This is a genomic window from Marinifilum sp. RC60d5, from assembly GCF_052400665.1.
In the GTDB taxonomy this organism is placed as follows: domain Bacteria; phylum Bacteroidota; class Bacteroidia; order Bacteroidales; family Marinifilaceae; genus JBQTGK01.
Genome location: NZ_JBQTGK010000001.1, coordinates 990,215 through 1,008,472 on the forward strand (window position 1 = coordinate 990,215; position 18,258 = coordinate 1,008,472).

The following is an 18,258-nucleotide window of genomic DNA, read 5'->3' on the forward strand; positions in this document are numbered from 1 at the left end:
AATAGAGATGGCATTTTTTATAGTTTAATTTTACTTTTTATAAATCAAACGATTAACTGCACTGTATAAATGATCAGCACTAACAGGTTTGGATATAAAATCATTGCAACCCGCCTGTAAGGTTTTTTCACGATCGCCTGCAAGTGCAAAAGCTGTTTGTGCTATTATTGGAACCGTTTTATTATTCTCTCTAATTTGTTTGGTAGCCTCGTAACCATTTAATTTTGGCATTTTCATATCCATTAAAATCAAGTCTATATCAGAATGTTTAGAAGCCAATTCAACAGCCATTTCTCCATTTTCGGCTATTAAAATTTCACTACTTATCCGTTTTAACAGAATAGATAAATACTCTCTGGCATACTCATCGTCTTCGGCAATAAGAACTTTTAGTTTTTTACCATCTGCCTCACAAATAAGTGTTGAACTATCTACATCTATTTTTTTCGATTTGCTTCTTTTTACCGGAATTGTAAATATAAATTCCGATCCTTTACCTAGTTCCGATTTAAGAATAATTTCTCCTCCCAGCATCTCAACATAAGCTTTACTTATGGCGAGACCTAAACCCGAACCTTCAATAGTATCTTCATTATTAAGATCGGCTTGTCTAAATCTCTCAAAAATTATACTCTGCATATTGGCAGCGATTCCAATACCCGTATCTTTCACAAAAAATTCCAGGTAATTTCCCTTATCTCGATAACCAAAATCAATACTTCCTGTCACAGTATATTTAATTGCATTTTTTATTAGATTACTCAAAATCGAATCTAACATTAACTGATCGGTTAAAATAACAGATTGTTCTGCAGGCAGTGCTTTACTAGAATTAAAAGATAACTCTTTCTCTTTAGCTTCAGGTTCAAAAAAATCATAATAATGATCGATAACAGCATTAATATTAACCTGTATATTTGATGGTTGAACCTGATTTGTTTCAATTTTGGAAACCTCAATAATATCATTTATTGTAGATAGCATTCTATCGCCACTTTTAAGAATAATATCTATGTATTTTTGTTGTTTCTCACCACTCAATTTTGGTGATTTTAATAAATCTGCAAAACCCAGAATTCCATTCATTGGAGTTCTAATTTCATGACTCATATTTGCCAGAAAAGCAGATTTCAACTTTTCACTCTCCTCTGCTCTTTCCTTGGCAATAATTAATTCCTGTTCAATTTTTTTCTGAGCAGAGATATCTACCATTATGGTTAAAAACTCATTGCCAAGAGCAATTCCCGATACTAATGTTTGTTTAACACTTCCATCTTTGCAATAAATATTGTAAACTTGAGGTGTAGTACTTGCTTTTTCTTCTTCGCTAAAACCTGTAACTTTTTCCCATTTTTTAATTACGAACTCACGATAATCGGGATTTGGAAATGCCAGCTTCCACCATTTATCCAAAGTAGAAATTTCTTCGTCAGAATATCCAAACATTTTGAAGAAACTATTATTTAAATAACTAATCTCTCCTGTTAAAGTATTTACCAAACTAAGAGGAAACGGAGCTTGCTGAATAAAGTACCTCAGCTTTGCTTCGCTTGCTTTTAATTCTTCCTCTGCCTTAAGCTTAGCAGTAATGTCCTGAATTACACAATAAGTTTGTTTAAAACTACCATCGGGATGACAACCGGTACCGCCTTCTAGAGCAATAGGAATATAAGTACCATTTTTGTGTCTTAGTTTAAAATGAACATCTCGCACAAAACCTCTGGATTTGAACTTCGAAAAATTATTTACGAAACGATCCAAATAATCTGGATGAAGTAAATCGGCATAATTTTTACCAATTACCTCTTCTTTTTCGTAACCCAATAAATTAAGCCAGGTTTGATTTACATCTACAAAATTCCCATTTTTATCTAAAGAATGATAGCCCAAAGGAGCATTATCGTATAGTATTTTATATTTTTCCTCGCTTTGTTGTACCGTATAATTATTAAACATACGAACAATAGCATAGGATAACCTACGACTAATTTCCAGGAATAACTTTTGCTCTAATTCGCTCCACTTTCGGTCGTAAGAACATTGATGTATTCCCAGTAAATATGGATTAGCTCCAATTTTATGCATTGGAACAATTAGTTCGGAATGTGCTGTACTGCTATCAGCTTCCTTAAAAGTTGAAGATAAATATACATCAGACGTAATTGTTCTTATTTGCTCATAAATCTTTTCACTGTATGCTAAATCGTTTCGATCATTTTTATTGGTAAAAAATTTCTTGTAAGGATCTTTAACTATCTCAAAAGAATTAATCACATAATGATCTTCTAATTCTGGTGCCGAAATAATAAAAGTACGATCTGTTTTAAACACTTCTTGTATTAAACTCAGCACCCCGGTTAACATTTGCTCAATATTTTCAGCTTGTTCTAAAATGGAGTGAATACTATCTAATGTATCAATATAGTCCGATAAATTCTTTTTGTCCTGCTCATATTCTGAAATGTCTCGGACAATTCCAAGAACTAAATATTGTCCATTATCAACAAGTAAGGATAAGCTAACCTCTGAAGGAAAAACACTTCCATCTTTTCTTTTATTCGTAGATTTTAGTTTTACAAACTTACTTTTCTGTAGTTTTTTAAAATAAACATCTATTATTCCTGGTGTCTGAAATTCAGGAGCAATATCAAAAACCGAAAGATTTAACAATTCCTCTCTGGAATATTTCAAATAGTGACATGCAGAATTATTCACCTCAAAAATTTTACCTTTCTGGTCGAACAAAAACATTGTATCACCCGAATTTAAAACTAATGCTTTGTATAAATTAGACATTGTTTGATCCTTGTCAGACATAAATAACAGTTTATATTAAAGCTAATTGTTTTAAATATAATAAATAGTATATAAATAAGACTACTCTAAGTGTATTTATTCGCAAAAAATCACAGCGTAGATATTCCCAATTCTGTTCGTATTTCTCTAAATTCTTATAAAAAAGGATATCTTTGTATGAATTACCGATAAAGCATTTTTTATGGATAGAGAACTCTTAATCAATAAATATAACGTACCAGTACCTCGATATACAAGTTATCCTACTGTACCTTTTTGGGGAGATAAAAAGCCCGAAGTTTCGGAATGGCTAAAAGTGGTAAAACGTAGTTTCGATGAATCGAATGCCAGCAAAGGAATTAGTATTTATGTTCATTTACCTTACTGCGAACGCTTGTGCACCTATTGTGCCTGCACCAAGGTAATTACTAAAAACCATAAGCTTGAGGATAGTTATATAGATGCTATCTTACAAGAATGGAAAATCTATTTAAATACTTTTGGTGATCAACCAATTTTACGCGAATTGCATTTAGGAGGTGGAACTCCTACTTTCTTTAGTCCAGAAAATTTAAAAAAACTAATTATAGGATTAAAAGAAAATTCTAAACTGCATCCCGATTATGAATTCAGCTTTGAAGGACATCCTAACAATACCACCCGTGAACACCTGCAAGCATTATACGATGTGGGATTTAGACGAGTAAGTTATGGTGTTCAGGATTTCGATCCCGAGGTTCAGCACATTATTAACCGCAAACAAAGTTTCGAAGTTGTTAAAGAAGTAACCGAAGCTGCCCGGGAAATTGGTTACAAATCGGTGAATTTTGATTTGATATACGGATTACCCAAGCAAAAACTTAGCTCGGTTAAAGATACTTTCGAGAAAGTTGCCCAGCTTAAACCCGATCGAATAGCATACTACTCTTACGCTCATGTACCCTGGAAAACCAAAGGTCAGCGTATGTTTACCGATGCCGATATTCCCGATAGTGCAGCCAAACGTGCTTTATACGATTTGGGAAAAGAAAAACTGGCCGAACTGAACTACAGCGATGTGGGAATGGATCTTTTCTCTTTGCCACATGATGAATTGTATGTAGCGCGTGAAGAAAAACGCCTGCATCGTAATTTTATGGGGTACAACACTTCCCATACTGAACTTTTAATTGGTTTAGGTGCCTCATCTATTTCGGATGCAAAATATGCCTATGCACAAAATACCAAAGCCATTAAAGAGTACGAAAACGCTGCTGATAAAGGCGAATTAGATTTGGTAAAAGGCTATTTTCTGAGCGACGAAGATGTAAGCATAAAACGTGCAATTCTTGATATTACCTGCCGCCGTGAACTATTCTTTACCGAGAATCTAAAAGAATATCTTCCAAAAGGAATTATGAACGAGCTGGAAGTAATGAAAAAAGAAGGTATTATTGAACTTAGCGAAGAAAAACTCGAGGTTACCGATTTGGGCATGATTTTCCTGAGAAACATTGCCAAACCATTCGATAACAAATTGCGCTACTCACAAAAAGGTAGCGATAAGATGTTTTCGAAAGCGATATAAAATAGGAAAGGCTGTCGGTTTGACAGCCTTAATTATTTTTTAAGAAATACCTATTAAAATTTCTCCATAATATTCATAAGCACTATTTTCTAAAACTTTAAATATCTTTATAGATTCATCACCACATTCTAAGCCACACCAAGTTCTTATATAAATTAAAACAAACGTATCATTTTTAAAGAAAATTGGTGGTGATACTTTGTACAATGGCTTGTTACTTTTATTTCCAATCTTTTTTGTAGTTAGTTTAACATCTACCTTTCGAAGAAAAGACTTTTTCCACTTTGTTGGATAATTTGAGAAATTAACTTTTATTTTTAATTCCTTTATATCCTGTGCGGAAAAGTCATTTTGTGAACTAACTTTTTCCATTCCATTGTAGATTGAAAATTGAAAATTACTTAATGTCAGATATTTTGTTATTAATCCTCTATCTAACATTACTTCTCGGTTCAGCTTATGAGTGCTTTGTTTTGCCACTTCACCGATTATTTCATAAGCCTTATTAAGCTGAGCTTCAACTTTCAAATCGCAATATGTAAGTACAATTAAAACAAATAATCCTATCCTCATTTTCTGTATTATTTTATACATGTTGCTCCTTTCGCATTACTATTATTTTCTTGTTCACAAAATAAAATTCTTTCTATTTCACTTTTGCTTAATTCTCCATTTTTTACTTTTTGTTTAAATATATCTGTATTTAATAAGCCGCCCCATGCTAATTTAGAACAGTAATCACGAGTGATATTTTTGTTATTATTATAAGACCAATCATAAAGACAATTTCCAATTAAATTAACTATCCCAGCCATATATTCGTGTTGTATTGTGTTGTTACTTCTATCATTTAAAGGTCGGTTATTAAATATTGTATTTAGAGCAATCCATTCTTTAGAATTTTGTTTTTCAGAAGAACTCATACCATAAGTTATATAAAGTAAATGGGCATGTATGGTTTCATGTATCATAGTTCTTGCAACAGATAAATCAGTAGCTTTTCCTATATAATTATTGTCTATTGTGATTTCATATGAATTTTTACTGTTGCTTTTAAGAAATAATTCAGGCAAGGTTTTTACTCTCTTACCTGAATTAAAATATTGAACACTTTATTCAATATCAATATCACTATGTCTTACATGAACTTGATGCAATAAAACAGAATCTCCCTTAATACAATCCAGTTCATTTTTAAAAAGTATGTAATAATAAGTATCATATCCATTTTTATATAGTGCGTTATGTATCACATCAAAATTCTCCTGTTTTGCTACCCATTTCATATCAATTAATTGATAATTTTTAAGTTGCTTTTTATCTATTCTCCATTTTGTTTTTTCAACACTGATATTCATATTGTATTGATTTGGAATTAACTCAATAAAAGAGAAAGAAGCATTTAAATCAGCTGTGTAATATTTACATTGAATTAGGATATGAAACCTATCACTATTTTTATGTGGAGTATGATATTCATACCCTTCCATAGTTTTATCAATTAAAAAAAAGACTGTATCGCTTTGTGTATTTTGTGCATAAACATTTACTTCATAAATAGTAAATAATATGCAGACTAAAATTTTATAATATATTGTATTCATTATTCACAATTTTCTTTTGGTAAATACCTATAAATAAACTGTTTTTGATCTTTAAGCTTTTGTTCATTCCCTGGTGTTTTAATATATTCTTTCCAAGCATCAGTTTTTTTCAGTCCACCCCATGTTAAAGATTCATACATATAATCAACACCGTGCCAATTCGGATCATCAGAGAAAAAATCCATTAACCTGCTATATTTTGGATCAGCTTCAAAATAAGTCTTAAGCCCTTCTTTCATGTAAGTCCTATACTTATCAGCCGTATAATTGTGTTGAGATTCATTATCTTCATCACTAATTTTATATTTTTTCTCGTATTCAGCAAAATCTTTTGCAAAATCAGGTTCTGGAGCTAATCCATTGTGAATATCCTCTCCGTAAAGTTTACCATATATGTAAGCATGAAAACATTCATGAAGAATTGTACGTGCTATTTCAAGTGAAGATTCATTTAACCTATCTTCACTAACATATACATACATTCTATCTGTATTAGGATCAAAAATACATTTGCCATTTGGTACAGGATTGCCCCTGTAATCAGTATTACCTACATAAAAGGTTAAATTAATGGTACTTGTACTAAGATTAAAGCCCTCAAGTAATTTATTTAAAATAGAATTACTACCTCCTGCTTCTAGTTTTTCTTTTACACAATCTGCTTTCGTATCAGTCCAGCTGTCATCTTCCGTAACTGGTGGATTCGGGTTAGGATTCGGATTACCACCCCCCGGTATAAGGATCAAATCCTCCTGGTAAACCACCTCCTGTATCACCCAAAGGATCGATTCCTTGACTGCTAGGTCCTGTAAAATAATATGTACATTCTCTATGAGTATTAACCCATTCTCCATCAATAATAGCATCGGTATAATAGCAATGCCACATTCCTGCTTTTGTTCTGCTTTCTGAATCTTCGGAAAGCCTTATCTTAATATCTTTGGCTGTGATACAACCAAATATACGCTGTTCGTAGTAAGCAAACAAATGCGAAAGATCATATTCCGATTCAACAGAAGTTATAAAATCGGTATCGTTAAGTAATAGTTTTGATTCCATGTCCTCATTTTTATACGATAAAACAAGTATTCCTACCAAATCGTTACCATCATACACTATCGGAACATACAAATACTCCTTTTGCTCATACTCAAACGAATCGCCATAATCCCATTGGGGATATCCGTATACCTTCACAAAATTGCTGGAAAATTGTGTAAGCGAATCGGAATATTGTAAATAATCAATAGCATATTCCTTAAAATTGTCGGCAGATTTAGTATGTGCGAAAAAATTGAGGTTTATTTTTTCGTCTGGTTTTAAATCTTCAGTTTCTTCATTACTACAAGACCAAAATAACAGTAAAGCTGCTAAAAAAAAATAATACTTTTCTCATAATTTTTTGTGATTTAATTAATGTATTCCCCCCTTTATTCCACAAATCAGAAAAAAGTAACCCTATTATAGCCATGCTATAAAACACATAATCGGTAAAATAATACTCAAACTCCCTTTATGCTTAAGTTTTACTAATTATTGATTTTCAGATTTGAAAATTAAATGGAATCGAGCAAGAAGAAGTTTTATCCTCAATAAACTCGTAACAATTACCGGCCTTACCATGATTTTCCTGAGAAACATTGCCAAACCATTCGACAACAAATTGCGCTACTCACAAAAAGGTGGCGATAAGATGTTTTCGAAAGCGATATAAAAAAAACATAAAAAAGAGGTTCCCAACAATCAGGAACCTCTTTCTACTTGTAAAAAACTAATCTATGATTAAAAAGCTCTTCGTTGGTGCTTAAAACCTTTTCTATTGCCAGAGTGACTTAAGAAAAGCACCAACTGATCCTCGTCTAAAATTTTTCTCATTTCTAAGCGATTGTCAAATCTCTTTTTTGCCAGTTGAGTTTGAATTTTGCTAAGATCATTCACATTCGATACCAGCATATTTTTGTCAGGATTTTCTGATGTCATCATCTGTCTTTGCTTCATTCTCAACACTTCGGCCTCATCTCTTAAACTCTTAGTGTCTTTTAAATGAGCAATACGTAACTCTTGCATCTGATCTTTTTGCTCCTCGCTAAAATTAAGCATATTGCCTCTTTGCATTTGCCCTTTTCCACCTCTTTGCATTTGACCTCGGTTTTCTCTTTGCCCTCTTTGTGCAAATTGTTTTCCCTCAGCAGCCTGAAAATTACCTTGTCTTCTTCCTTGTCTCATTCCCTGCTTTCCACGCTGAACATGTTTCTGACCTCTTTTCATGGCATACCTGCCAGATCTGTTTCCAGCACACATTAATTGCTCTTCATTTAAAGAGGAACGCATATCCAAACGCATATCCAGTCTCTTAAGGTTCAATTCCTTTTTAATGGCACCCATTTTATCGATATTGGCATAAACCTCGTTCTTGTTTGGCTTAGTAGCCGACACCAAAGTTTGCTGATGTGCCTGCAATTCGTTCAACTGGTTTTTTAAATCCTTCGTTTCGCTTGCATACTTAATGCGAACGTCTTTCATTTGATCTTTTTGTTCTTCGCTAAGAACAGGTCTTTTTGCATTTCTACCTTGTCTTTGTCCTCTTTGTGCATATAAACTTGTAGTTCCTGCAACAAAGAACATACAGATCATTCCTAATATTGCTATTTTTTTCATCTTGTCTAATTTTTGAATTTTTTGAAAATAAATTTACCGCGCTTTTGTAAAATCGATTTCGGAAGTTTGACCTCTCAATTTTAAAAAGGTTTAATTTTAAAATAAAAAAAAAGACTCACCCACTGGCAAGTCTTTCTTTTTCAACCTATAAAACAATTAATTAAAAAGCGATTCTGCATCCTGCAATGTTTTATCCAAATCTTTAATTATTGGATAAAAACCTTCATCATCGATAATATCACGAGCAATGTATGCCTTTAATTGTGTTTCGATTACCTCTCTCGAGTGACGAAGTCCTTTAGCATCTGGTTTCACACCTTTTTTATCAGCGTAAGCAACCATTTTGTTTATAATGTTTTTGTTTTTAACAAAATCTAAAACATCCTGATAAGTTTTTATCGATAACATTTGTTGTCTGTTTTGATCGACAAATTCAAATGCATACTGATAGATAATACCCTTTCGACTTAAAATTCTGAAATAATCAGAATATCCCGAGGTATCAACAGGAATAAACACATCGGGCATAATTCCACCTCCACCATAAACAATATTTCCACCAGGAGTTGTATATTTTAACGAATCATTAAAATGAATGGAGTCCTTTTTTTGAAACTCCCCATTTAAAAATCGATGATTGATATCATTATAATACTCTTCTTTTCCGTGGTTGTAAGGTTTTTGAATACATCTACCCGTAGGAGTATAATAACGGGCTACGGTTAAACGCAGAGCCGATCCGTCGGGCAACATACGCTGTTCCTGTACCAGACCTTTACCAAAAGAGCGGCGACCAACAATTTTACCTCTGTCGTTATCCTGAATGGCACCTGCAAAAATCTCACTTGCCGAAGCCGACGCCTCATCAATTAATACAATAATTGGTAAATCCTGAAATTGCCCGTTACCTGTAGACATATAATTGGTTCTTGGCTGCGATTTTCCATGTGTATAAACAATCATCTTTTCTTTTGGCAGAAACTCATTAATCATATTTGTTGCTTCGGAAAGATATCCACCTGTATTACCACGTAAATCGACAATTAATTTTGTGGCCTTTTCGTTTTTAAGCTTATGCAAACCTTCCGAAAATTCGAAATAAGTAGTTGCAGCAAATCGGCTTACTTTTATATAACCAATCTCGGGAGTAAGCATATAAGCAATATCAACACTGGGAACAGGAATCGATCCTCGTAACAATTCTATATCGATATTTTCATTCGAGCTTCGGCGATAAACACCTACTTTAACCGGCGTACCTTTTGGGCCTTTCAGACGCTTCATAATATCAGCGTCTTTCATTTCTTTCCCAACTATTAAAGTATCGTCGACAGTTACAATACGATCTCCTGCTTTTATGCCACCAATTTCCGATGGTCCGCCAGGAATTACGCGCACAATAGCCACAGTATCCTGATAACGAACAAACTGAACACCAATTCCACCAAAGTTACCCTTTAGCTCATCATTTACTTTTTGCAGATCTTTGGCAGGAATATATACCGTATGCGGATCCAGATCTTTTAAAAGAGAAGGAATTGCCTTCTCTATCATTTGCTCTGTGCTAACTGTATCCACATAATCTTCCTCAACCATATCCAAAACTATATCAAGCTTACTAGCTGCTTGTGGCATTTGGAAAATAGTAGATTCGCCCGAATTTCCTTTCTGAAAAAAAGAATTTATAAACATTCCCAACACCACTGCACAAGCCAGTAAGAGTGGCAAAATTATCGCACTTTTTTTATTGTCGTAACTCATGTATTAAATTTTAATTCTCTTCCTGTAAACAAATATATTTCAACTCGATTCCTGCTCGCTCCAACAGATTTTTACCATCGGAACTGTGATAATCTTCGGAATACACAACACGTACAATTCCGGCCTGTATAATTAATTTTGCACACTCTATGCAAGGCGAAGCTGTAACGTATAATGTAGCATTTTCGCTACTGTTGCCCGATTTTGCAACTTTGGTTATTGCATTAGCTTCGGCATGTAGTACATAAGGTTTTGTTTTTGAATTTTCATCTTCGCATACATTTTCAAAACCAGAGGGAGTGCCATTATATCCATCGGATATAATCATTTTGTCCTTTACAATTAAAGCTCCAACCTGCCTTCTTTTGCAGTATGAATTCTCGGCCCAAACTGCAGCCATTCTTAAATACCTTCTATCTAACTTATCTTGTTTCTCTTGCTTGCCTGTTAGGTCCACCAATTCTGTATTTTGCATATTATTAGTCAATTTCATGTACTTAAAACAAATGTATAAAAATATATCGGGAGTTAATCTTTTATAGTACATCAATCAAAACCTGCTGCCCTTAACGATTAACCTAGCAGTAAGCTATTTTTGCCACTTGTAAACGAAACTAATTCTTCTTAAAGTTCACATCTAATCAACAAAAAGATTTGTTCTATAATATCTCAAATGCCAACACCTTAACAGATCAACTTTTTCAAAATAGTAGTCAGTACAAAACTCGATGTAGATTACTAACACCGATAACAAAAGCAGGGCCAGCAACAGGCGGGTTACCTTCGAAATATATTCCTATCAATCATATTATATTAAAATTCCCGATTGGCATATCACAAATCGGGAATTTTAAGTTTCTTAAGCTATTACTTAAAAAGGTATGCTTTTATAGTTTGCGAAGCCGGACGACCAATAATATTCTTAATATAGCCATTCTTCTCGTTTAAAATTCCCGATTTTTGCACATATCCTTTTCCCATTGGCATGCAAGTACCCCATGCTCCACTAGGGCTACAATCGTTAAAATTGGTTATTTTAACAAGAGTATGATTCCCAACTGTTATGATACAGGTTTTATAAGTTTTAGCTAAGTCTAAAGTTTCCCTTATAGTTTCTTTATTCAACTCAACTGTTTTATCGGCCTGCTGCTCTGCTAATTTATTAATTGTAGATATAGGCTGACCAAGATCTGCAAATTCGTCTTTAAAATTAATGCTACCCGCAACAAAAGCTTTTAAAACTTCAAACTTTGTATTTTGTGCACTAAGAGAGAATCCAATCAAAACCAAAAGTATAACAATAGATTTTTTCATGATTATAGATTTTAAATTTAATAAAGCTTAACCAATGCGCTTCTACACAAATCTACAAAATATGTTTACCTAACACCTAATATTAAATAAAATAATTCGATTGTAGTAGAGAGAAAAAACTTAAAAAAAGAGGTAGTTCAAATTGAATATTTCGAAGTACAACAAGAAAACGAAGCAGTTACGACAAGCACAAAAACCCAATAGCCTGAAAATAAAAAACCCAACTAAAAAAGTTGGGCGATCTATTTAATCTACTAATCTATTATTCTATGAAAAACCTAATCTAATTTCTATCTCTTTGTATGATACAAATGTATCTAACATTTGAGTTAACAAATGAGAAGAAGTGTTAAAGATTGTGAAAATGCAATTGTTTCAGCTACTTAGGTCTCTCTCAAAATTTCTTATTTTCGACAATTTAAACTGCAAGTGAATTGTGATTCTATTATTTTCTTCGAAAATAGATACGAGTAATTATTATAGTTATTAATAGCGAAATGGCCTATAACAAAAGGTTTTGAACATACTCCAACAGACTGTTTTAGGCTTTCCAAAAAATTTCGAGATAGCCTCGCAGACTGTTTTAGGCTCTCCAAAAAATTTCGAGATAGCCTCACAGGCTGTTTTAGGCTCTCCAAAAAGTTTCGAGATAGCCTCGCAGACTGTTTTAGTCCCTCCAAAAAGTTTCGAGATAGCCTCGCAGGCTGTTTTAGTCCCTCCAAAAAGTTTCGAGATAGCCTCGCAAACTGTTTTGGGCTCTCCAAAAAGTTTCGAGATAGCCTTGCAGACTGTTTTAAGATTCTAAAATAAAGAAATCCCTCTATCAATAGAGATACAGAATAATTTAGCAGCTAGTGTACAATGCGTATGCATAAGAATTTTTACTCCATTTCTGAAACTCTCAATTCTAGCTTCAATTGCATTTTGAGCAGCTGCTTCGTATTGTGCTTCGTTGCGAAACAGTGGTTGCCCACTGAGCAAACTGATTGGCTGCATCCCAAAAACCATTCCAGGCATCGCCTATCTTCTTAAAAATTTTCCAGGTTCTACCATCAGAATCAATGTATATCATGGGGTTGTTTCCCATGGCCATATACGGCGAAGCAGACTGCAAGACAGGATCTATGGCAAACCAACGGCCTATTTCGGGGTCGTAATAACGAGTCCTGTGAAATATTTACAGCTCTAACAAATTGATTTCACTGGATAAACATGATGATCGTACTCCCGAAAAAAATCGGGACAGGCAAACACACCCAAACTATCAATGAACTCCCTTTTAAAAAACAAGCAATACATTGCACAGCTTATTCCCTTAACATTTTATTCGTTTTTATCCTGAATATTAAGATATCGTTTTATACATATCAGTCAATTTGAAGCATTACCAACACTACCCCTTTTAATACCCGATCATATAATTAGAGTTTCGTATTAAGTCACCTATCCAAAATTCTCCCAAAACAACAATAATAATATAAAGCAAACTTAAAATACTATAAAGTCTTTTCTCTTTCTTCGGTATTTTTGCAGTTTTTTTTAAAATTTTAATATATCTTTTTTTATTTCTAACATAGAACAATATAGAAAACAAAACAATAGTAATTAGATACTTAAAAAAAGATTCAAAAGCAATAAGATAGTTAGGATAACAATAATATAGAAAAACACTTACTATAAAATAAATACCTAAAGTTGAAAATAAGGTTGTAATAATTACTCCATAAAAATAGGTCCACTCAGCAGCATCTCCAGAAATAAATTCATCCAATTTACAAGCTCTATAAAAAATATATTCCCAAAATTTTTTCATAATTCTATTCAAACCATTTATAATCGTTTTTACCATACCAAGTACTTGGTCCACATTTCATCCCTGGTTCAAAACCTAAAGACCAACCAGTTCCAAAAAAAGGAATTAAGGAAATTACATTTGATCTTTGATCTCGTATCATTTCATTATGTGTTAAATTTTTAGCTCTATATTGAGCCCTAGTATCAAAATATCCATACACACTAATAGCTGGACCTAACCATTTTCCAATAAACTTAATAAATCCTGGAACTTTTAATTTAGTTACAACTTTAGACTCTGCTCCTTTAGCCAGTAATGTATTGTTGAATTTTGCTTGCACCATAAATTCATTATTCAAAAGTTCATAGAAACCTTTTGCTCCGTATATGCCTACATTAGTGACTAAACCTGCAACATACGGATCGGTATATCCACTCTGCTGCTCTGCTAAGCTAACTCCACTAAATGCTTGTTTTGCATACACCTTGGCCCTTTTATTAATGGCACGTTTTTCATTCCATTCACCCTCAACCTGATGCATATAATGATTCAACAAAGAAACCGTAGCCCCCAGTCCTGCACCTCGCCAAAAATCACCTCCTGAGAGTTCTGCGCCCACACCACCTGATAATGCTCCGAAAGATGTTCCGCCCCACATTGAGTGAAAAATATCTTAAAACCAATTATATTTTCTTTAAAAACAGATACGAGCAAAGGACGCTCGCACCATCAGTCAGCACAAACTCGGACCATCAAGGGGTCAATTTGATGCATTACCACCACTTATTTTTTTCCTCTTTTTGGGCATTTAAATCCTGTAATAAAAAAGCTTTATAAAAATTCATCCATCCAGCATCTAAATATTTTTCATTAACGGAAAACTCAGCTATTCCAACATCTAGATTTTTGGAATAGGGAACTCTATAATCACCCCAATTACATACTTTTGTTTTATTAGTTTTATAACTAATCCATTTTCCTACAAATTGGTTATTATTATAAGAATCGCTATATCCTTTTTCCAGATCATCATACATAGGAATATTATCCTTAATGTAAAAATCACATTTTAGAACTCCTTCAAATACACCTGTCCCTTTTTGCTCTTTTTTCTCAAAAAACAGATACTTAGCTACTATTCTTCCTTTAGGGTATTTAAATTGATTTGCTGCATCTTCATCTTCATGCTGCATGGCGACATTGTAATTTAATATTCTATCTTTTTCATTTTTCAAACAAATTCTATGAATTTCTATTTTTCCAAGAAACTCACATACATTATTTTTTACTTTTGATTTTCCAAAAACAAGATATTCTTTTTCATTATTTTGATCTTTAACTACTGAAATTAGTCTAATTTTTATTCTTTGATAATTAGAACCAATATATCCTAAAGTGTTGTTTCCTCTGGATTCTAAAAGTTTACTAAAGTTATAACCTAATAAACTATCAAGATTTTCTTCACAAGAGCTACTTATTTTATTAAAAAACTTACAACTATTATCTTGGAACTGTGCTGATAAATTTACTTGCGTAAACACTAATAATAATACTGCTAATTTCTTCATTTTATTCAAATCATTAATCAGTATAATGCCCTAAAGGCTTAATTCTACTTTTGTGCATAAATCCGTTCTTTGTATCGCTTTTATCTTGAACTTTCCACCAATTGCAATTACTGTTTGGAGTAAATAAAAATTCTTCATTAGTTTCTATTTTGTAAACAACAGGATAATTATATCCTTTGCCTTTTCGAACATTTGTATAATCATCAGGATCATTAATAATTGCCAAACGCTTTAAATAATCTTCCGTTACACCCTCTATTCCTTTGAACAAATAATTGTAATAGGATTCTCCATTAGAAAAGTATATTCCTGTAATATAGACAGGTTCATCTTTATACTTATTCATATGAAAATAAATCGTTTTCCCATTGGGAAAAAGTAAATCAACTGAAACATCACTTTGCAAACCTTCATCGTAAATAAGTGAATTTTCAATAATTGAATCAATAGAATTTTCATATCCAGAAAATAAAAACAACTTCTTAAACTTTACGATTTCATTAAAATAAACAGACGAGTACTTTTGAGGATTATTAATTCTTTCATAAAAAATATCCACACAATCCTTTGTTGTATTTTCATCACATTTTCTAAAGAAAAAATACTCTTCCTCCTCTAACGAAGACATTCCTAACAGAATACAAACGCTATCGATTGATAATTCTTTATTTTGCAAACTATTATAAAATTCATGCACTTTTTTATAATACAAATTATGTCTATCCGATTCCTGACCGAATGTCGAAAGACTCATCAAAATAATAATCAATAAAAATACTTTTTTCATAATTTACGGATATAATTGAACTGAAGGAATAGTATAACCTACATTTAATCTCATTGGACCATATTGCGAAAGATGGTTACGAATCATACTGGAAAACAGCCTTAATTCTTGAGCATTTCCCGTTAATCCAATACAGCCAGCAGTACCAGGAAGTCCTCCATCAGGGTGAATTCTTAAATACTGCCTATTATGCATAGGATCTGGAGTTATGTCTACACTAAATCCAACACCATCTTTAACAAACCCTTGTTTTGTTCGTTTCCTCCAATTTGATAACTCCCACTCCCCATGTGGAGTAGGTAATAAAGATCTAGATCCCGAGCGAGCAGTCCAAGTTTTAACAATTTCTGGCCCCACCGCTGTATTTCTATACCATGTTAGAGTTCCATCTACCCTAGTTCTTCCTGGAGATCTTGCTCCCGTAAAACCAAGATAATCATCCCCAAATCGTCCTCCTAATCCTGCCATAACTAAACTAATTGCTCTACTTCCAGTAACAGTAACTTCTGGCAAATTAACATTCACAACAGGTTCATCATCATGCTGCCCATGATTCCACAATCCAATAACCCCACCTGTTATACCACCTTGTAAAACATCTCCACCGGAAACCAAAGCACCTAACGAACCACCAGCAGCACCAGTAATTTCATAGCCTAAGCGTCCGATTCCCAAATTACCTGCCGAAGCTCCTAAAGAACCCATTGCACCAGAAACAAATCCCGTTCCAAAACTACCGCCTTGTACACATGAAATTCCACCTTGTCCAACACCATGGGCTGCGGCACTTCCGGCTGTTTTTATAAATCCATTGCTTACACCAGAGAAAGCATCACCAATTCCTGTTGTAATTCCTGCAGTTATGGCACTCATAGCTGCACCTTTTAATGTATTGCCTGCAAATTGGCCCCAATCCCAATTACTAAAACCGCCATCGCTAAAAGCAACACTCCCTGTATAAGTTAGAGCACTAATTGCTGCACCAATTCCAACTACTGCTAAAAATGCCAACTCCCCATCCTCATCCACCATCATCATGGGGTTATTCCCCATGGCCATGTAAGGACTAACTGCCTGCAGAGCAGGATCGATGGCAAACCAACGACCTACTTCGGGGTCGTAATAACGTGTCCTGTGAAATATTTACAGCTCTAACAAATTGATTTCACAAGATAAACATGGTGATCGTACCAGTTAATGCCTAAACTGTCAATGAACTCTTTGTAAGCGATACTTTGTACTGCTTATTTTCCTACATTTTTATTTGTTTTTTACACTGAATAGCAATTCCTTACATTGTCATATTATTCAAATCAGTCAATTTGAAATATTACGACTAACTTACACTTTCAAGATATTGCCCTAACAAATTGGTTAAATCCTCCTCTACCTCATAATATGTATCATCACATTTCTCAAGAAAATCACTTAGTTTATCATCAAAATTTGCAATCTTACCAATCTCCTTGTTAAATACTTTATGTCTAAATTCTTCAACATTAAAACCCTCAATGTTCACTTCTTTTAAAACTGTATTTAACAAATTCATTGTGAAGTTTGCATTGATTATTTTTAGAGAGTCCAATGTTAAATATCCAAATAAACCATATCCATTTAGAAAATATTGGTGAAAACCTCCATTAAAAACTTGTTGATGGAGAACGACAATGGTATATACTACTCTCAAATGTATTGGTAGATTGTGAACATAGGTATACCAATCTTCTTGATTTGAAAGAATTTTTTCATCAATTCCTTGAACTGACTCATTAAATTTCTTCTCAATTAATTTTTCTTTATTCATTGCATTATTATTACAATTATTTGACGAATGCTCCCGAATACATTTGTTTGTTCATTTGAATTAGTTGTTGTAATGAGCTGTTTGGAATTCCCCGTAATCCATATACTCGTCTTATTTCTAAAATATCTCTGGCTAAAACTTGTCTTGCATTAGTAAATCCTGACATACTGCGACTTACACTCCCCTTTCCTACAGTATGTCCAAGTTTTGGAACAAGGATTGATGGTGCAGTATTAGTATTATAGCCTGGAACAAATCTTTTCATTAATGCTTTTTGTCCAACATGATGAGCATCCAATCCAACTTCTAAACCTCTTAAGCTTTTGTAAGATCCCACTTTCCAGAGGTTACCTCCCCAATTAGCACTACCACCTTTAACCAAAGCCATTTCTGCTTTTGATAAAGTTTGCATACCACCCTTAGTAATAGTTTTTCCAACTATTTTTCTACCACCATTTACAAGAGCTTTTCCAATTCCTGCGCCCAACATATAATCAATTGGGCTGTCTGTTATTTCAACTCTTCCACTAGATTGTTTGTACCATTCGGTAAATTGTACTTGTTCTAAAGAATAGTTACTCCATTCATCTTTTGGATCATAACT

20 protein-coding genes are annotated in these 18,258 nt (G+C 33.4%); 2 read left to right on the top strand and 18 right to left on the bottom strand.

Features of this window, described 5'->3' with window-relative positions; genetic code table 11:
• Window positions 1-30: 30 nt before the first annotated feature.
• Window positions 31-2,817 (bottom strand): PAS domain S-box protein, encoded by a 2,787-nt coding sequence (locus ACT3CE_RS04255; RefSeq protein ID WP_444708513.1) that lies wholly within the window; start codon window positions 2,815-2,817, stop codon window positions 31-33.
• Window positions 2,818-2,998: 181 nt separating this feature from the next.
• Here ACT3CE_RS04255 and hemN point away from each other — a divergent pair, with 181 nt between their 5' ends.
• Window positions 2,999-4,363: an oxygen-independent coproporphyrinogen III oxidase gene (gene hemN / locus ACT3CE_RS04260; RefSeq protein ID WP_444708514.1), complete on the top strand. Its 1,365-nt coding sequence runs from the start codon at window positions 2,999-3,001 to the stop codon at window positions 4,361-4,363.
• Between the two features lie 39 nt (window positions 4,364-4,402).
• Here hemN and ACT3CE_RS04265 read toward each other — a convergent pair whose 3' ends face one another.
• From ACT3CE_RS04265 to ACT3CE_RS04305, 9 genes are all read right to left on the bottom strand, one after another.
• On the bottom strand, window positions 4,403-4,936 hold the full coding sequence (locus tag ACT3CE_RS04265) for a hypothetical protein (RefSeq protein WP_444708515.1): 534 nt from the start codon (window positions 4,934-4,936) through the stop codon (window positions 4,403-4,405).
• 8 nt (window positions 4,937-4,944) lie between these two features.
• A complete protein-coding gene (locus ACT3CE_RS04270) occupies window positions 4,945-5,436 on the bottom strand; it encodes a hypothetical protein (protein ID WP_444708516.1) in 492 nt (163 codons plus the stop codon).
• Between the two features lie 39 nt (window positions 5,437-5,475).
• Window positions 5,476-5,967 (bottom strand): hypothetical protein, encoded by a 492-nt coding sequence (locus tag ACT3CE_RS04275; RefSeq protein ID WP_444708517.1) that lies wholly within the window; start codon window positions 5,965-5,967, stop codon window positions 5,476-5,478.
• Window positions 5,967-6,713: a hypothetical protein gene (locus ACT3CE_RS04280; RefSeq protein WP_444708518.1), complete on the bottom strand. Its 747-nt coding sequence runs from the start codon at window positions 6,711-6,713 to the stop codon at window positions 5,967-5,969. The genes ACT3CE_RS04275 and ACT3CE_RS04280 overlap by 1 nt, the downstream gene beginning before the upstream one ends.
• Window positions 6,688-7,164: a hypothetical protein gene (locus tag ACT3CE_RS04285; protein ID WP_444708519.1), complete on the bottom strand. Its 477-nt coding sequence runs from the start codon at window positions 7,162-7,164 to the stop codon at window positions 6,688-6,690. Before ACT3CE_RS04285 ends, ACT3CE_RS04280 begins: the two co-directional genes overlap by 26 nt.
• A 585-nt stretch (window positions 7,165-7,749) precedes the next feature.
• A complete protein-coding gene (locus ACT3CE_RS04290) occupies window positions 7,750-8,625 on the bottom strand; it encodes a Spy/CpxP family protein refolding chaperone (protein ID WP_444708520.1) in 876 nt (291 codons plus the stop codon).
• Between the two features lie 156 nt (window positions 8,626-8,781).
• Complete coding sequence (locus tag ACT3CE_RS04295) at window positions 8,782-10,386, bottom strand: S41 family peptidase (RefSeq protein WP_444708521.1); 1,605 nt, start codon at window positions 10,384-10,386, stop codon at window positions 8,782-8,784.
• Window positions 10,387-10,396: 10 nt separating this feature from the next.
• Window positions 10,397-10,861 carry a deoxycytidylate deaminase gene (locus ACT3CE_RS04300; protein WP_444708522.1) on the bottom strand — a complete coding sequence of 155 codons (465 nt, stop codon included), beginning with the start codon at window positions 10,859-10,861 and terminating at the stop codon, window positions 10,397-10,399.
• Between the two features lie 392 nt (window positions 10,862-11,253).
• Complete coding sequence (locus ACT3CE_RS04305; protein ID WP_444708523.1) at window positions 11,254-11,700, bottom strand: hypothetical protein; 447 nt, start codon at window positions 11,698-11,700, stop codon at window positions 11,254-11,256.
• Window positions 11,701-12,217: 517 nt separating this feature from the next.
• Between ACT3CE_RS04305 and ACT3CE_RS04310 the strand changes: the two genes are divergently transcribed.
• Window positions 12,218-12,505 (top strand): hypothetical protein, encoded by a 288-nt coding sequence (locus tag ACT3CE_RS04310; protein WP_444708524.1) that lies wholly within the window; start codon window positions 12,218-12,220, stop codon window positions 12,503-12,505.
• A 108-nt stretch (window positions 12,506-12,613) separates the two neighbouring features.
• Here the strand turns inward: ACT3CE_RS04310 and ACT3CE_RS04315 are convergent, their stop codons facing one another.
• The 8 genes from ACT3CE_RS04315 to ACT3CE_RS04350 form a co-directional block, all read right to left on the bottom strand.
• Window positions 12,614-12,877, bottom strand: coding sequence for an RHS repeat-associated core domain-containing protein (locus ACT3CE_RS04315; protein WP_444708534.1), 264 nt, complete (start codon window positions 12,875-12,877; stop codon window positions 12,614-12,616).
• Window positions 12,878-13,102: 225 nt separating this feature from the next.
• The gene (locus ACT3CE_RS04320) at window positions 13,103-13,513 is read right to left on the bottom strand and encodes a hypothetical protein (RefSeq protein WP_444708525.1); all 411 of its coding nucleotides are present in this window, start codon (window positions 13,511-13,513) and stop codon (window positions 13,103-13,105) included.
• Between the two features lie 4 nt (window positions 13,514-13,517).
• Complete coding sequence (locus tag ACT3CE_RS04325; RefSeq protein WP_444708526.1) at window positions 13,518-14,153, bottom strand: hypothetical protein; 636 nt, start codon at window positions 14,151-14,153, stop codon at window positions 13,518-13,520.
• Window positions 14,154-14,268: 115 nt separating this feature from the next.
• Window positions 14,269-15,063, bottom strand: a complete 795-nt coding sequence (locus ACT3CE_RS04330) for a hypothetical protein (protein ID WP_444708527.1) — start codon at window positions 15,061-15,063, stop codon at window positions 14,269-14,271.
• Window positions 15,064-15,076: 13 nt separating this feature from the next.
• Entirely contained in the window at window positions 15,077-15,850 is a 774-nt protein-coding gene (locus ACT3CE_RS04335) for a hypothetical protein (protein WP_444708528.1), read from the bottom strand.
• Between the two features lie 3 nt (window positions 15,851-15,853).
• The gene (locus tag ACT3CE_RS04340; protein WP_444708535.1) at window positions 15,854-16,993 is read right to left on the bottom strand and encodes an RHS repeat-associated core domain-containing protein; all 1,140 of its coding nucleotides are present in this window, start codon (window positions 16,991-16,993) and stop codon (window positions 15,854-15,856) included.
• A gap of 193 nt (window positions 16,994-17,186) precedes the next feature.
• Window positions 17,187-17,654: a DMP19 family protein gene (locus ACT3CE_RS04345; RefSeq protein ID WP_444708529.1), complete on the bottom strand. Its 468-nt coding sequence runs from the start codon at window positions 17,652-17,654 to the stop codon at window positions 17,187-17,189.
• A gap of 16 nt (window positions 17,655-17,670) precedes the next feature.
• Window positions 17,671-18,258 (bottom strand): hypothetical protein (locus ACT3CE_RS04350; protein ID WP_444708530.1); only part of this gene is annotated, 588 nt, incomplete at its 5' end.

Bases quoted from the DNA above. Each gene is read 5' to 3' on its own strand.
- ACT3CE_RS04325 (WP_444708526.1), bottom strand. From the start codon at position 14,153: ATGTGGGGCGGAACATCTTTCGGAGCATTATCAGGTGGTGTGGGCGCA.
- ACT3CE_RS04255 (WP_444708513.1), bottom strand. From the start codon at position 2,817: ATGTCTGACAAGGATCAAACAATGTCTAATTTATACAAAGCATTAGTT.
- ACT3CE_RS04320 (WP_444708525.1), bottom strand. From the start codon at position 13,513: ATGAAAAAATTTTGGGAATATATTTTTTATAGAGCTTGTAAATTGGAT.
- ACT3CE_RS04335 (WP_444708528.1), bottom strand. From the start codon at position 15,850: ATGAAAAAAGTATTTTTATTGATTATTATTTTGATGAGTCTTTCGACA.
- ACT3CE_RS04295 (WP_444708521.1), bottom strand. From the start codon at position 10,386: ATGAGTTACGACAATAAAAAAAGTGCGATAATTTTGCCACTCTTACTG.
- ACT3CE_RS04305 (WP_444708523.1), bottom strand. From the start codon at position 11,700: ATGAAAAAATCTATTGTTATACTTTTGGTTTTGATTGGATTCTCTCTT.
- ACT3CE_RS04345 (WP_444708529.1), bottom strand. From the start codon at position 17,654: ATGAATAAAGAAAAATTAATTGAGAAGAAATTTAATGAGTCAGTTCAA.
- ACT3CE_RS04275 (WP_444708517.1), bottom strand. From the start codon at position 5,967: ATGAATACAATATATTATAAAATTTTAGTCTGCATATTATTTACTATT.
- ACT3CE_RS04290 (WP_444708520.1), bottom strand. From the start codon at position 8,625: ATGAAAAAAATAGCAATATTAGGAATGATCTGTATGTTCTTTGTTGCA.
- ACT3CE_RS04265 (WP_444708515.1), bottom strand. From the start codon at position 4,936: ATGAGGATAGGATTATTTGTTTTAATTGTACTTACATATTGCGATTTG.
- ACT3CE_RS04300 (WP_444708522.1), bottom strand. From the start codon at position 10,861: ATGCAAAATACAGAATTGGTGGACCTAACAGGCAAGCAAGAGAAACAA.
- ACT3CE_RS04330 (WP_444708527.1), bottom strand. From the start codon at position 15,063: ATGAAGAAATTAGCAGTATTATTATTAGTGTTTACGCAAGTAAATTTA.
- hemN (WP_444708514.1), top strand. From the start codon at position 2,999: ATGGATAGAGAACTCTTAATCAATAAATATAACGTACCAGTACCTCGA.